General features: G+C 39.1%; 8 protein-coding genes and 6 pseudogenes. 7 read left to right on the top strand and 7 right to left on the bottom strand.

What is annotated here, in order from left to right; translation table 11 throughout:
* The first annotated feature begins 91 nt into the window (after positions 1-91).
* Positions 92-2,788: a CBS domain-containing protein gene (locus ACE3JL_RS07495; RefSeq protein WP_375329190.1), complete on the top strand. Its 2,697-nt coding sequence runs from the start codon at positions 92-94 to the stop codon at positions 2,786-2,788.
* Positions 2,789-2,992: 204 nt separating this feature from the next.
* On the opposite strand, the gene ACE3JL_RS07490 is transcribed toward ACE3JL_RS07495, so the two are convergent.
* The gene (locus tag ACE3JL_RS07490; RefSeq protein ID WP_002733784.1) at positions 2,993-3,157 is read right to left on the bottom strand and encodes a hypothetical protein; all 165 of its coding nucleotides are present in this window, start codon (positions 3,155-3,157) and stop codon (positions 2,993-2,995) included.
* A 112-nt stretch (positions 3,158-3,269) separates the two neighbouring features.
* Positions 3,270-3,563: an RNA-binding protein gene (locus tag ACE3JL_RS07485; RefSeq protein WP_150978388.1), complete on the bottom strand. Its 294-nt coding sequence runs from the start codon at positions 3,561-3,563 to the stop codon at positions 3,270-3,272.
* Between the two features lie 241 nt (positions 3,564-3,804).
* On the opposite strand from ACE3JL_RS07485, the gene pheS reads away from it, so the two are divergent.
* The 5 genes and pseudogenes from pheS (at position 3,805) to ACE3JL_RS07460 (ending at position 10,000) form a co-directional block, all read left to right on the top strand.
* Complete coding sequence (gene pheS / locus ACE3JL_RS07480) at positions 3,805-4,809, top strand: phenylalanine--tRNA ligase subunit alpha (protein WP_271990416.1); 1,005 nt, start codon at positions 3,805-3,807, stop codon at positions 4,807-4,809.
* 13 nt (positions 4,810-4,822) lie between these two features.
* A complete protein-coding gene (locus ACE3JL_RS07475) occupies positions 4,823-5,167 on the top strand; it encodes a DUF4870 domain-containing protein (protein WP_271990414.1) in 345 nt (114 codons plus the stop codon).
* Between the two features lie 328 nt (positions 5,168-5,495).
* Positions 5,496-6,623, top strand: coding sequence for an NAD(P)/FAD-dependent oxidoreductase (locus tag ACE3JL_RS07470; protein ID WP_375329189.1), 1,128 nt, complete (start codon positions 5,496-5,498; stop codon positions 6,621-6,623).
* A 523-nt stretch (positions 6,624-7,146) separates the two neighbouring features.
* A pseudogene (locus ACE3JL_RS07465) lies at positions 7,147-8,395 on the top strand (ISNCY family transposase).
* Between the two features lie 386 nt (positions 8,396-8,781).
* Positions 8,782-10,000 (top strand): annotated as a pseudogene (locus tag ACE3JL_RS07460) (ISAs1 family transposase).
* 16 nt (positions 10,001-10,016) lie between these two features.
* Here ACE3JL_RS07460 and ACE3JL_RS07455 read toward each other — a convergent pair.
* Positions 10,017-10,196, bottom strand: a pseudogene (locus ACE3JL_RS07455) (ISNCY family transposase); the annotation flags it as partial.
* Between the two features lie 419 nt (positions 10,197-10,615).
* Between ACE3JL_RS07455 and ACE3JL_RS07450 the strand changes: the two are divergent.
* Positions 10,616-12,113, top strand: a pseudogene (locus ACE3JL_RS07450) (AAA family ATPase).
* Between the two features lie 51 nt (positions 12,114-12,164).
* On the opposite strand, the gene ACE3JL_RS07445 reads toward ACE3JL_RS07450, so the two are convergent.
* The 4 genes and pseudogenes from ACE3JL_RS07445 to ACE3JL_RS07430 form a co-directional block, all read right to left on the bottom strand.
* Positions 12,165-12,452 carry a type II toxin-antitoxin system YafQ family toxin gene (locus ACE3JL_RS07445; RefSeq protein ID WP_375329188.1) on the bottom strand — a complete coding sequence of 96 codons (288 nt, stop codon included), beginning with the start codon at positions 12,450-12,452 and terminating at the stop codon, positions 12,165-12,167.
* 2 nt (positions 12,453-12,454) lie between these two features.
* The gene (locus tag ACE3JL_RS07440) at positions 12,455-12,661 is read right to left on the bottom strand and encodes a hypothetical protein (RefSeq protein ID WP_375329592.1); all 207 of its coding nucleotides are present in this window, start codon (positions 12,659-12,661) and stop codon (positions 12,455-12,457) included.
* Between the two features lie 290 nt (positions 12,662-12,951).
* Positions 12,952-13,254: pseudogene (locus ACE3JL_RS07435) on the bottom strand (transposase); the annotation flags it as partial.
* Positions 13,255-13,576: 322 nt separating this feature from the next.
* Positions 13,577-14,825, bottom strand: a pseudogene (locus tag ACE3JL_RS07430) (ISNCY family transposase).
* Positions 14,826-14,853: the final 28 nt, after the last annotated feature.

Here is a 14,853-nt window from a genome sequence, read left to right as displayed (position 1 = left end):
GCTAACTTATAGTCCTTGACTAGGCTATTTCCGAGTATTCGGTAACAATAGATACAGAAAAAATCTCGATGTATTCTCCTTACTAAAAAACATGGATTTAATTTTATGTCATCAAACGGCGGATTTTGACGCTTTGGGGGCAGCGGTGGGTTTATCGTTGCTGAAAGCGGGTAGTCGTATTGTGTTAACGGGGGGAGCGCACCCGACGGTGAGGGAATTTTTGGCCCTGCATCGGGATGAGTTCGCTTTGATTGAAATGCGTAGTGTCAATCTGGCCAGTATTCGCTCTTTAATTATCGTTGATAATCAGTGGCGAGAGCGTCTGGGAAAAGCCTCCCAGTGGCTCGATTTAGGGCATTTACAGGCGATCGAATTGTATGATCATCATTTAGATAGTGAAAGCGATATTCATGCCTCTAGCGTCCATTTAGAAGCGGTGGGAGCCACCACGACTTTAATTGTTGAAGCTTTACAAAAAGCCCAGATTAAACCAAACTCGATGGCAGCGACGGTAATGGCGCTCGGTATTCATGTTGACACGGGTTCCCTGACTTTTGCCGGTAGTACCCCCAGGGATGCCTATGCTTTGGCTTGGTTAATGACCTGTGCTGCTAACATTAAAACGATCGCCCAATACTGTCAACCGAGTTTTTCTCCGCGCTTACAGGAGTTATTTAGCCTTGCTTGGGAAAATCTAGAGATTAAAACGATCCATGACCGTAAAATCGCCCACGTTCTCCTCCATACTGCCGATTTTATCCCGGGTTTGTCTAGTGTGGCCGAGCGCCTACTGGAATTATCCGATAGTGATGCGCTACTTTTTGGTCATAGTTATAGTAAAGACGAGGAAGATAAATCCCGACAGCGTTTAACTGTGATTGGTCGCTCTAGAATCGATGGGGTGAATCTATATCAGCTTTTTTCCCCCTATAACGGTGGTGGTCATGCTCAGGCCGCTTCGGTGAGTTTTCGCAATGTTCAGCCAGTTCAACAGTTAAATCAACTGCTGGGGGACTTAATTGCTCAAATTCCCCCTTCTCCCACTGCTAGGGATTTAATGTCTTCTCCAGTGCGGACAATTCGTCCCGATACTTCCATATCTCAAGCCGAGCGCATCCTTTTCCGTTACGGCCATTCGGGGTTATCGGTGGTAGATGAGCAGGATCGCTTAGTTGGGGTGATTTCTCGTCGTGACCTCGATTTAGCTCTCCATCACGGCTTTTCTCGCTCTCCCGTGAAGGGATACATGACTTGTAATCCGAAAACTATTACCCCCGACACTTCTCTTCAGGAAATCGAGTCGCTGATGGTAACGTATGATTTGGGGCGTTTACCTGTACTAGAAAATGGGCAGTTAGTCGGTATCGTCACTCGTACAGATGTATTAAGACAGATTCATCAAAATGAGCGGGTGCGTTTTGAAGGGGTTGCTTTGGTTTCTTGTCTTTTACCGGCGATTAAAGAGCGTTTAGAGCCGATTTTATGGTCATTCCTGCAAGCTGCTGCCGCTGCCGCTCAAAAAGGCGGTTGGCATCTCTATCTGGTTGGGGGTGCGGTGCGGGATTTATTGTTAGCCACAGAAAGGGATAGTTTATTGTTACAGGATATCGATTTAGTGGTGGATGGCTGCCATCGTGCCGCCGGTGTGGGTGCGGGGGTAGAGTTGGCTAATTGTTTACAGGAAATTTATCCGGAGGCCCGGTTATCGATTCACGGGGAATTTCAGACGGCGGCTTTGTTATGGCACAAAGATGAGCGTTTTGGCTCGTTATGGGTGGATATCGCCACGGCACGCACGGAATTCTATCCCTATCCTGCCAGTAATCCCCAAGTGGAAGCTAGTTCGATTCGACAGGATTTGTATAGAAGGGATTTTACAATTAATGCTCTGGCAATTCGCCTAACTTCGCCGAAAGAGGGGGAATTACTCGACTTTTTTGGCGGTATGTTGGATTTACGCGCTCAAGAAATCCGGGTTTTACACGCTAATAGTTTTATCGAGGATCCGACGCGCATCTATCGAGCGGTGCGTTTTGCTACTCGGTTAGGATTTGTTATTGAACCCTTGACAGAAAACTATATTAGGTATGCGATCGAAAGTGGGGTTTATGATCGGTCGCGGCAAGAAAATCAGAATGCACCCGCTTTACAGTCCCGTTTAAAAGCGGAGTTGAATTATATTTTAGAGGCGGATTACTGGGAAAGTGCCTTAGAAAAGTTGGCCGATTTGGGGGCTTTGCACTGTTTACACGGGGATTTAAGTTTAAATCGGGCTTTATGGCGACAATTGCGCTGTCTCAGTCGTTGGTTAGATTGTTTAAGTCTGGAATTGCCGGTGAATGCCTGGTTAATGCGGTTGGAATTATTAATCGCTTCTCTGGCTGTGGGGGAAAGAATAGCGATCGCTAATAATTTACAATTGCCCAAAGATAGTGTGGAGCGTTTACAAAAACTAGAAGTTATGGAAAGGGAGATTAGCAATAATTTTGCTTATGATCAACCCGTTAGTCAAATTGTCAGCTTTTTCAAGGGTTATCAGGTTCCTAGTTTGTTATTGGTGGCGGTGAGGAGTCAGACTAGGATGCGGGCTTTAATCTGGCAATATTTAACTAAATGGTCGCAGATTGAGGCTCCTATCGACGGCAATGACCTAAAAGCTTTGGGTTATCAACCGGGTCCCCAGTTTAAATTGTTACTCGCGGCGGTGTTGGGGGCGACTTTAGATGGAATAGTCAGCAATAAAAGCGAAGCTATGGCTTTTATTGCTAGATTAACTCGGGCTTGCTGAATAAATCTAAAAACCTTATTGGGTAAGACTTTTAGACTTTTTGTCAATCAAAAAGTACCAGTTGTGGGAGAGATAGGGGGAAAATTCTGGGACTTTTTCTCTGAAAATTAGGTAATTGACCAGATGAGAATCGGTAAAACCCCACACCCTACACCCTGTCCCCACGAAAAACTTTTTGCCGCAGACCCTAACTAAGTCAACAGATTAGGTATCGGCTGCCCCTTCATTTTCCGAAGATTGTCTTTGATCGCTGGAATAACCGCCTCTACCTCCTCTGGTGGTGGTACGATTAGAAGCAGCCCGGAATTGACGAGCGTAGGCACGGTTGCGTTCCGCTTTTTCTTTTTTCAAATTACGACGTTTAGCCACAAGAATCTCCTTGGGATATTAGATAGACAAGCGGGGAAACGAGCGATCGCTTCCCCTGTTGACAATGAAAACAAGTTAGGTAATCATAGCCTAGAATGGTTACGATCAGGGATTAGTAGCGACGATCTCGATTGCGATCACCACCAGCGAAAGAAGATCTGGGTTCTTTTTCACGAGCTTGATTGACTTTTAATTCTCGTCCCATCCATTGAGCGCCGTCAAGAGCAGCAATAGCCTTCGCTTCTTCCTCTGGGGTTTCCATTTCCACGAAAGCGAACCCGCGTTTTCTTTTCGTTTCCCGATCCATGGGGAGGTGAACGCGCTTAATTTTACCGTATTCGTTAAAAACCTCAACTACGTCGTCTTGGTCAACCTCGAAGGGGAGATTACCAACATAAATTGACATAAAACCTATCCTTGCACAGATAAAAACAACAGATTTGTAGAGAACCAAGATTTCGGGAACTAGCTGAACCAATACTAAACAGAAACGCTTTGACCATTAATACTGACAACGAGCCGCAGTGCCGACTTTTATTCTCAACCTCCATCCTAGCACATAGCTATTAGCTTTGATCGATTCTGCCTGTCTCGCCACGGGAGCAGATAAACTAGACTAGAATGCTGCCCTAGAAAATGCCCTAATTATGAGTTTATCCCCCCATCCGATCGAAACTGCCCTAAAAACCCTGGCCGGGAAAGCGGAAAATTCCATCGAAGAAACAACAACCCTAGAAGACTTAGAACAGCTAAGGGTGAATTATCTGGGTAAGAAAGGAGAATTATCGCAGATTTTACGCGAAATGGGCAAATTAACCCCCGAAGAGAGACCTCACCTCGGTGCAATCGCTAATGAGGTCAAAGAATTAGTACAATCGCTGCTGGAATCCCGGCGAGAAAGTCTAAATAATGCCCAAATTCAAGCGAAATTAGCGGCGGAAACCCTCGATGTCACCCTACCTGCTCTTAGCCGTCCTTTAGGGCGAATTCACCCCTTAAATAGCACAGTTGATCGCATGATCGATATTTTCGTCGGTCTGGGTTACAGCATCGCCACTGGACCACAGGTAGAAAGCGATTATTATAATTTTGAGGCTTTAAATATCCCTGCTGACCATCCGGCCCGGGATATGCAGGATACTTTTTTCTTGAGGGATGGTCGTTTATTGCGGACCCATACCTCCCCGGTGCAGATTCGCTACATGGAAAGTCACGAACCCCCGATTCGGATTGTGGCCCCGGGCCGGGTTTATCGTCGTGATACCGTGGATGCAACCCATTCTGCGGTTTTCCATCAAGTGGAATTATTAGCGGTAGATAAGGGATTAACTTTTACGGATTTGAAAGGAACAATTAAAGAATTTCTTAAGCAAATGTTTGGGGCCGATTTACCGGTTAAATTCCGCGCTTCCTACTTCCCTTTTACCGAACCCTCGGCCGAGGTAGATGTACAGTGGAAAGGCAAATGGTTGGAGGTGATGGGCTGTGGTATGGTGGATCCCAATGTTTTAAAAGCAGTCGGTTATGACCCCCAAATCTATACGGGTTTTGCTGCTGGTTTTGGCGTGGAAAGATTTGCTATGGTATTACATGAGATAGACGATATTCGCCGTTGTTATAATAGCGATATCCGCTTTCTACGACAATTTTAGGGGGATAAACCCGATGGTCATGAGTGAAAATTTAACCAAAAAAAGACTCCTATCCGTGGCTTGTCATGCTTCGATCTTTTTGAGTGCTACGCTGGTATCGGTGGGAATTCCCTTAGCTATTTATTTCATTTCTGATGATGAAACAGTGAAGGAAAACGCCAAAGAAGCTTTAAACTTTCACCTGAATATGTGGTTATACTACCTAATTGCTGGGATTCTACTTTGGGTTTTAATCGGTTATTTGATCTTAGCGATTCTTGCTGTGGTGAATATTGTTCTCCCCATTCTTGCTATCCTGCAAGTCTGGAACGATGCTTATAAGGTTTTCCGTTATCCTTTTATTTTCCGGGTTCTGTAATTAATTATCGGGGTTGAAATCTGTTCAACCCTGGGTGCATCTCATTTTTGTCAATCTGTTGAGTTGGGATTTTTAAATGTAAACTGTCTTCTAAAATTGGTCATTACTTCCGATTTTATCACTCAATCCAAGTCTTTGGGTGGTTCTACCCCCCAAACCCCGGAGCGCATTAGTTTTTCGGTGGGATGCTTACACGCAGCTGCTGATATATCTGTGATAATTTAAGAATCACTGATAATTGCTGATTGTCCGTATTTCTGCAAATATGAGATGCAGCCTCAACCCTTTTTTAGTCCTGTTGCTGCTAGAAAAATAGCCTCTGGAGTTTATGACTAAAATTGTCATCATCGGTGCGGGGATAGTAGGAGCCACTATTGCCTACGAATTAAGCGCCATCGAAGGATTAGAAATTACCCTCATCGATGAAAAAAAACCGGGACAAGGAGCAACCGGGGCAGCTTTAGGGATTTTAATGGGGATTATCAGCCATAAAACTAAAGGTAGAGCCTGGAAACTGCGGCAAGAAAGTTTAAAACGTTACGAAACCCTCCTTCCTGAGCTAGAATCCCTCACCGGACTGACTATTCCTTGTAACCGTGATGGCATTGTCCTCCTGCGATCGAGTGCTGAAGACGAAGAAAATTGGCGCAAGTTAGCGCAAATCCGCCAAGAACAGGGATATTGTCTAGAAATTTGGGATAAAGAGACTTTAAACCAAAAATGTCCCCAAGTGGCCAGCGAGCATCTCCATGGTGCTATCTATTCTCCCAGGGATCATCAAATTAATCCGGCCCTGCTCACGGAGGCTCTCGTCGATGCTGCGGCAAGAAGGGGGGTTAAATGTCAATTTGGGTTAAAAGTTGAAAATTTGGGGAAAACAGAGCTTCAAGGCTCTAATTTGAGGCAATGCACCCACGTTTATACTTTCAATGGTATAGAGGAAAGCGACTTTTTGATTCTTTCTGCGGGAATCGGTTCCACTGCTTTAACCGAAACTCTTAGCCATCCAGTGGAGATCCGACCGGTTTTAGGGCAGGCTTTGCAGATAAAATTAACGCAAGCTTTAGAAAGTTCCGATTTTAAGCCGATTTTAACGGGAAATGACCTGCATATTCTGCCTTTGGCTGGAGCGGAATACTGGATTGGGGCAACGGTGGAATTTATGGACGAAAAGGGCGAAATTATCCCCGATACTGCCCTGTTAGAACAAGTGTATCAAAAAGCGATCGCTTTTTGTCCCTCTTTGGCCGGGGGGGCGATCGTGCGTACTTGGTCCGGTAAGCGACCGCGACCGGAGAAAAAATCCGCTCCCATCATCGAATATTTGCCCGGATACGATAACGTTATTCTGGCCACGGGACACTACCGTAACGGGGTTTTATTGGCCCCTGCTACCGCTCAAATGGTCAGGGAAATGTTAAGCGGTAAGTTAGGGTTGGCTGAAAAAGTTTGTTGATGGGGTTAGAAGTCAGTATTCGGCTTTTTTCTCAGCAATTCTCATTTTGAAATAAATAGAGCATTAACCCCGATTTTGGCAAGGAAAATATAGTACGAAGCAACTATTTTCTAGAAGAGGCGAACAATAAAAAAAACAATTGGGGTTCTTGGGTTTCTGTTATGCAATGGACAGGGGTTATAAGGGATGGAACCCTTATATAGAAAGGCATTTAGTGATTTTTGTCAATTATTTTTGATCTAGAGCGAACTAATCAATTAAGTCTCTTGCCAGATAAGGATTTAGTCGATTTATGCTCCCATATCGAACCATACCAAGTCCCGAAGAGCCACAATTGGCTAGACAAATTAAGTATAAATACCCAAGCAATCAAAGAGGTTGGCTGAGAACGAACAGGGTTAAATCAGGAAGATAGTTCTGTTTTTAGAATAGAGAATTCAAGGGAAATAAAAATTTATAATTATTGTCAGCTAAGGTAAAATGGGTGAGATAGAAATCCACCAGCACGTCAAATTATTCCAAGATGGCTCAAAAAGCGGCAACCCTAGAAATTTCGGAATTAACGCAATTTTTACATCAAGAATTAGATGATTTACCCGATGAGAGGAAACCTGGAAATAATAGAAAATATGAGATAAAAGATGCCGTGATGGCTGCATTTTCAGTCTTTTTTACTCAGTCGCCGTCTTTTTTAGACCATCAACGTTTAATGAAAAGCAATAAGGGAAAAGATAATGCTGAAAGTTTATTTTCAATTAAAAAAATTCCTGGGGATAATCAAATAAGAAATTTGCTAGATCCAGTGCCAGCATCTAATATCTCTAGGACTTTTCAAAAAGTCTATGAATGGTTAAAAGAAAAGGGAGTTTTGAAAAAGTTTCTCTACTTAGATGGAGAAATATTAGTGGCGTTAGATGGCACAGAATATTTCTCATCCAAGAAAATTAATTGCCCTCATTGTAACTGTCGTAATCATCGAAATGGAACTACAACTTATTTTCATGGCTGTGTCACACCGATAGTAGTTTCTCCTAAGCAAAAACAAGTAATTAATTTAGAGCCAGAATTCATTAAAAAACAAGATGGACATCAAAAACAAGACTGTGAAAATGCGGCCGTTAAAAGATGGTTAAATAGGAATCATAAAAATAAGTATGGTTATCCTGTAACTCTTTTAGGAGACGACTTATATTCTCACGAACCTGTTTGTAAATTAGCGGTAAAACAAGGTTATAATTTTATTTTTGTTTGTTTGGAAACGTCGCATAAAACTTTATATGAATGGCTAGAATTTTTAGAAAAAAGTGGCGAAGTTAGGACCGTTGAAAAGAAACAATGGGATGGACGAAAAAATCTAATTTATCGTTATCGTTATGCTTCTAGAGTTCCCTTAAGAGAGGGGGACTCAAGTCTCGAAGTTAATTGGTGTGAAGTGACTGTTATTAATGAAAAAACCCAGAAAACTATCTACCAAAATAATTGGATAACTAATCATAAAATCACGGAAAATAATGTCGAAGAAATTGTCAAAGCTGGACGTAGCAGATGGAAAGTTGAAAATGAAGGCAATAACGTTCTTAAAAATCACGGTTATAATTTAGAGCATAACTTTGGTCACGGTCAGAATCATTTGTGCGAGTTCTTATTGTCTTTGAATTTACTAGCTTTTTTATTTCATACCGTGTTGGATTTAGTTAATTACACCTATCAAAAGATTCGTGAGCTATTAGTAACTCGGACTTCTTTCTTTAATGATATTCGTACCCTATTAAAATTTATTTGGTTTAAGAATTGGTCGGAATTTTTCTCATTTATTCTAACCGAATATGTCCCATTTAAAAAAGTAAATTCTAGTTAAAAATGTCAGAACTCTTGAAGGAGAAAAAGAAAATTGTTTATAAAAAAACTAAAAATTTTGTTAGAATTTCATCCAGATTTATGAGTTGAAATCGATTTTTCGTGGACAAAGTTCTTAAAACCTGTATATCTCCAGCGTTGGATGATAATTATCTGTCAAAAAATAATGCTTCTACACAAGTTCTTTATTTAAATAAGAGAATTTTATCTGATTTTTTTCAAAATGAGAATTGCTGTCTGTATAATTTATAATTAGCCTTAGTCTCACTGTTGTTCATGAAAATTAGCGAGGAAATAGCTCATGGGGAAAGGTTTTGCTCCCGTTCTTCCCACCGGAAATAAAGCTCAACTAAAACCTGAGCTTCCTTTAACATCAATCAATGAAATTCAAGCTAGTTTATTGACTTATCTTCAAGATATTCCTGACCCGAGAGTGTCCCGAACCCAAAAACATTTATTAACCGATATTTTAGTCATTGCTATTTTAGCAGTTATAGCAGGAGCCGAAGGTTGGGAAGATATGGAAAATTATGGACTCAGTAAGCAGTCTTGGTTATCTGAGTTTTTAGAATTACCTAATGGCATTCCTTCTGATGATACTTTTCGGCGGGTTTTTGAACGGATTAACCCGGAAGCTTTGACCAAAGTTTTGTCTCAATGGCTGCCCCATTTAATCGGTTCTCTTTCGGGGGAAATAGTTCCCATAGATGGGAAAAGTCTCAGAGGTTCTTACGACCGTAATCAAGGAATTAAAGCCTTGCATTTAGTGACGGCTTGGGCGGGGGAGCAGAAATTAGTTTTAGGACAAGTCAAGGTGGAAGATAAATCCAATGAGATTACCGCTATTCCCGCTTTATTAGAACTATTAGACCTTCAAGGGGCAATTATCACCCTTGATGCTATGGGAACTCAAACGGCGATTATTAATCATATTCAAGCCAAAAAAGCTAACTACGTTGTCGCCCTTAAAGCTAATCATCCGACTCTTTATACTCAGGTCAAAAACTGGTTTGAGCAAGCTCAAGCACATCAATTTGATGGTATTCAATTTAGTTATGATTACCGTCTGGAAAAGGGTCATCATCGTCTCGAAAAATGTTGGTGTTGGGCTGTACCCTTAGAAGCTTTCGGCGGTCTTTATCAACAGGCTCAATGGCAAGGACTTCAAAGTATTATCATGGTTAAACGAGTTCGTCATCTTTGGAATAAAACCACTTGTGAAGTCCAATTCTATCTCAGTTCTCTCCCTGCTGATGCTCAAAAAATAGGTAATGCTATTCGTAAACATTGGGGCATTGAAAATCAGGCTCATTGGATTTTAGATGTTACTTTTAATGAAGATAAATGTCGGATTCGCTCGGGCCACAGCCCTCGTAATGGGAGCCTTCTTGAGACGAGTAGCACTTAACGCTCTTAACCAGGAATCCACTTACCGACGTAGTCTGGCACAAAAAAGTAAACGGGCGGCCATGGATAATAACTATATGATGGCTGTGCTGAAAGCCTTTTGTCAAGCCTAATTGAGATGCTCTTACCCTGATGGTCTAAAAAAGACGGCGACTGAGTAAAAAAGACTGAAAATGCAGCCATCACGGCATCTTTTATCTCATATTTTCTATTATTTCCAGGTTTCCTCTCATCGGGTAAATCATCTAATTCTTGATGTAAAAATTGCGTTAATTCCGAAATTTCTAGGGTTGCCGCTTTTTGAACCATCTTGGAATAATTTGACGTGCTGGTGGATTTCTATCTCACCCATTTTACCTTAGCTGACAATAATTATAAATTTTTATTTCCCTTGAATTCTCTATTCTAAAAACAGAACTATCTTCCTGATTTAACCCTGTTCGTTCTCAGCCAACCTCTTTGATTGCTTGGGTATTTATACTTAATTTGTCTAGCCAATTGTTTTTTTTATTGTTCGCCTCTTCTAGAAAATAGTTGCTTCGTACTATATTTTCCCTGCCAAAATCGGGGTTAATGCTCTATTTATTTCAAAATGAGAATTGCTGGGCAATACATTGATCTCTTGCAAGAGGGAAGTAAAATGATTATTAGTCTGATAAAAAAACAAGAAACCTAAAATATGTTCCCTTATACCAACCAGCAATATAAATGTTCTACCACTTACTTATATGGATATTCAAACCCTTTTAGAATGGACAGATAAACAGGTATTAGAGAAAACCGGTAAACATCTTGATTCATTGCAAGAATCCATCTTACAGGGTATTTGGGAACATCAAGATTACGAAGAAATTGCCAAAGATAATCAGCGCAGTTATGACCATATAAAAAAAGAAGCATGGAAATTATGGCAACTGCTATCAGATGTTTTTGAAGAAGATATAAAAAAGTCTAATGTTCGTTCTATTTTATAAAATAAAGCTTCATCTATTATTTATCACTTTGTTAACTCTCCTAACAGTAATAACATTAGTAACAGTCGCATTAATATCTGTAGAGAAAATAACCCTTACTCAGAAAAAAACTTAAAAAAGTCTTCAAATTTTCCAGATAATGATCATCAATACCCAATAATTGACCTAACAAAAGCCTCAGAATTAAGGTATAACTATGGACGTAAGGTAGAAATATCAACCTTAAAAGAATGGCTAGATAATAAAACTCGATTAATTACTATTTATGGGTTAACTGGAATTGGAAAAACAGCTTTAACCTTTAAATTAATTTCAGAAATTGCCACACAATTTGATTATATTATTTATCGCAGTCTGGAAAATATTCCTCAATTAATCGCTCTCAAAGATGATCTAAAACAGTTTTTCAACCAATCTCTATCAACCCCCTTACCCGATATAATAGATTATCTAAGCTCCTATCGTTGTTTAATTATTCTTGATGATGTGCAGAATATTTTTAAACTGGGGGAATTAGCAGGTAAATATTTAAGCGACTGTCAGGATTATCATAAATTTTTTCAGCAAATCGCTACCACATCTCATCAAAATTGTTTAATTTTAATTAGTTGGGAACTTCCCAGAGATTTTGTCACCTTAAAATCCGATAAAATTAAAACTTTATACCTGCAAGGTTTAATAACAGAATTTGAAGAAATCTTCAAAGAATACGGTTTAAAAAACGAGGATAAATGGACAGAACTGAGGGAACTTTATCAAGGTCATCCTAACTGGTTAAATATCATCTCCTCAACCATTATTGAACTATTTGATGGAGAAGTATCCTTATTTTTAGAACAAATGAACAATGAAATTTATTTAGGGGATAAGTACCTAAGCAAAATTAATTACACATATCTAACCACCTCTTGCCTCCTGCCTCTTGCCTTTTGCCTATCTTGACTAGGAAATTAATTTTGCACGACTACTTATAGAAAACTCGATCGAATGTCATTTACAGCGTTTATCCGCAACAGAAAAAAAGGTGATGCACTGGTTAGCTAATCAAACTGAAGCGGTAGAAAAATTTCCCAAAACTGCTAATCTTGACCTTTCTCAATCCCAATTTTGGGCAGCTATTCAATCATTAATGAGACGCTGTTTAATGGATAAATTACCATCAGAAACCTCGTCCTATTTTCCTATTAATCCTGTGTTTAAATCCTATCTTAAAATAAATCCTAACGATTGGGAAAAATTTATCTTATTATAAATATATGTGTACCGCAACGCAGAAAACCGCAGGATAGCTTTCCAGTATATCCTATTTTCTATACACCTGATCGTGACTACCAATATCAATTAACAAGATGATAACTTCTAAATATTCTCCATCTTCCGAAAAACTAAAAATAATTCGACAATCGTAAGCTACAGTACAAGACCATAACCCTTCTAAATTACCACTTAACTTATGGGTTTTTAAAGACAGTGTAAATGGGTCTTCTGCCAGTTTTCTAAGTACATCGAAAATTTTAGGTTTTAACTGGGAATTTTTCTTGATTAGCTTCTTAAACGAACGCTTAAACCCATCACTCCATATTAGATCCATTGTTAATCCTCATTCAAATCAGCAATCAAATCTTCTACGGTTCCCCTTCTGGCCGTTCCAGCAGCGATCGCCTGTTTCAATTCCTTAAAATTAGCTAAAATTTCTCTTTCTCTTGCTTTGGCTCTATATTGACACAAAATCTCTAACAATGACTCTTGTTCATCCTCTGATAAATTCTCAAAAGATTTGATCATTTCTTGCAAAGTCATCATTTTACCTCTTAACTCTCGATAAAAACCTGGGATCTCTTATTCTTTGTGTGATCAGTTTAACTTATATAGGAGCGATCAATCTTTGTGTCCTACCAGGACTGTATCTTAGAATACATTTTACCCACCAAACCTAAGAGAGCCAAATTTATCTTATTATAAATATATGTGTACCGCAACGCCGAAACCCGCAGGATCGCTTTCTAGTTTTTCCTATTTTATCAATACACTTCATCATGAGTACCAATGTCAAGTAAAATGATATAGTTATTTCAAATAAGAACGAGACACTAGGCGACACAATAAGTACGAATAATTTCATCAAGGGTTGTCCCCACAGGAGCATACATTCTTGCCCTCTTTAATGCACTAAAATCATGTTCGATATCATTTAAATCAGGAGAGTATTTTGGCAAAAACACTACCTGATGACCTGCTTCTTCTACCAGTTGTTTAATGACTGTCTTCCGATGAATTGGTGCATTATCCATAATTAATACTGATGTTATGGTTAGAGAGGGCAATAAATATAAAGATAACCACCCTTCAAAACCTTCGGCATTCAGGCTTCTCGTAAATACCATCGGTGCGATAACAGCAATTCTCATTTTGAAAAAAATCAGATAAAATTCTCTTATTTAAATAGAGAACTTGTGTAGAAGCATTATTTTTTGACAGATAATTATCATCCAACGCTGGAGATATACAGGTTTTAAGAACTTTGTCCACGAAAAATCGATTTCAACTCATAAATCTGGATGAAATTCTAACAAAATTTTTAGTTTTTTTATAAACAATTTTCTTTTTCTCCTTCAAGAGTTCTGACATTTTCAACTAGAATCTACTTTTTTAAATGGGACATATTCGGTTAGAATAAATGAGAAAATTCCGACCAATTCTTAAACCAAATAAATTTTAATAGGGTACGAATATCATTAAAGAAAGAAGTCCTAGTTACTAATAGCTCACGAATCTTTTGATAGGTGTAATTAACTAAATCCAACACGGTATGAAATAAAAAAGCTAGTAAATTCAAAGACAATAAGAACTCGCACAAATGATTCTGACCGTGACCAAAGTTATGCTCTAAATTATAACCGTGATTTTTAAGAACGTTATTGCCTTCATTTTCAACTTTCCATCTGCTACGTCCAGCTTTGACAATTTCTTCGACATTATTTTCCTTGATTTTATGATTAGTTATCCAATTATTTTGGTAGATAGTTTTCTGGGTTTTTTCATTAATAACAGTCACTTCACACCAATTAACTTCGAGACTTGAGTCCCCCTCTCTTAAGGGAACTCTAGAAGCATAACGATAACGATAAATTAGATTTTTTCGTCCATCCCATTGTTTCTTTTCAACGGTCCTAACTTCGCCACTTTTTTCTAAAAATTCTAGCCATTCATATAAAGTTTTATGCGACGTTTCCAAACAAACAAAAATAAAATTATAACCTTGTTTTATCGCTAATTCACAAACAGGTTCGTGAGAATATAAGTCGTCTCCTAAAAGAGTTACAGGATAACCATACTTATTTTTATGATTCCTATTTAACCATCTTTTAACGGCCGCATTTTCACAGTCTTGTTTTTGATATCCATCTTGTTTTTTAATGAATTCTGGCTCTAAATTAATTACTTGTTTTTGCTTAGGAGAAACTACTATCGGTGTGACACAGCCATGAAAATAAGTTGTAGTTCCATTTCGATGATTACGACAGTTACAATGAGGGCAATTAATTTTCTTGGATGAGAAATATTCTGTGCCATCTAACGCCACTAATATTTCTCCATCTAAGTAGAGAAACTTTTTCAAAACTCCCTTTTCTTTTAACCATTCATAGACTTTTTGAAAAGTCCTAGAGATATTAGATGCTGGCACTGGATCTAACAAATTTCTTATTTGATTATCCCCAGGAATTTTTTTAATTGAAAATAAACTTTCAGCATTATCTTTTCCCTTATTGCTTTTCATTAAACGTTAATGGTCTAAAAAAGACGGCGACTGAGTAAAAAAGACTGAAAATGCAGCCATCACGGCATCTTTTATCTCATATTTTCTATTATTTCCAGGTTTCCTCTCATCGGGTAAATCATCTAATTCTTGATGGAAAAATTGCATTAATTCCGAAATTTCTAGGGTTGCCGCTTTTTGAGCCATCTTGGAATAATTTGACGTGCTGGTGGAT

This window comes from Microcystis sp. BLCC-F210 (assembly GCF_042134685.1).
Classification (GTDB): domain Bacteria; phylum Cyanobacteriota; class Cyanobacteriia; order Cyanobacteriales; family Microcystaceae; genus Microcystis; species Microcystis aeruginosa_D.
Note: the sequence above shows the minus strand (reverse complement) of the source record. Positions and strands in the feature narration are given on the sequence as shown.

Coding starts and splice junctions, on each gene's coding strand:
- ACE3JL_RS07440 (WP_375329592.1), bottom strand. CDS start 12,661: ATGACTTTGCAAGAAATGATCAAATCTTTTGAGAATTTATCAGAGGAT.
- ACE3JL_RS07445 (WP_375329188.1), bottom strand. CDS start 12,452: ATGGATCTAATATGGAGTGATGGGTTTAAGCGTTCGTTTAAGAAGCTA.
- pheS (WP_271990416.1), top strand. CDS start 3,805: ATGAGTTTATCCCCCCATCCGATCGAAACTGCCCTAAAAACCCTGGCC.
- ACE3JL_RS07475 (WP_271990414.1), top strand. CDS start 4,823: ATGGTCATGAGTGAAAATTTAACCAAAAAAAGACTCCTATCCGTGGCT.
- ACE3JL_RS07495 (WP_375329190.1), top strand. CDS start 92: ATGGATTTAATTTTATGTCATCAAACGGCGGATTTTGACGCTTTGGGG.
- ACE3JL_RS07485 (WP_150978388.1), bottom strand. CDS start 3,563: ATGTCAATTTATGTTGGTAATCTCCCCTTCGAGGTTGACCAAGACGAC.
- ACE3JL_RS07470 (WP_375329189.1), top strand. CDS start 5,496: ATGACTAAAATTGTCATCATCGGTGCGGGGATAGTAGGAGCCACTATT.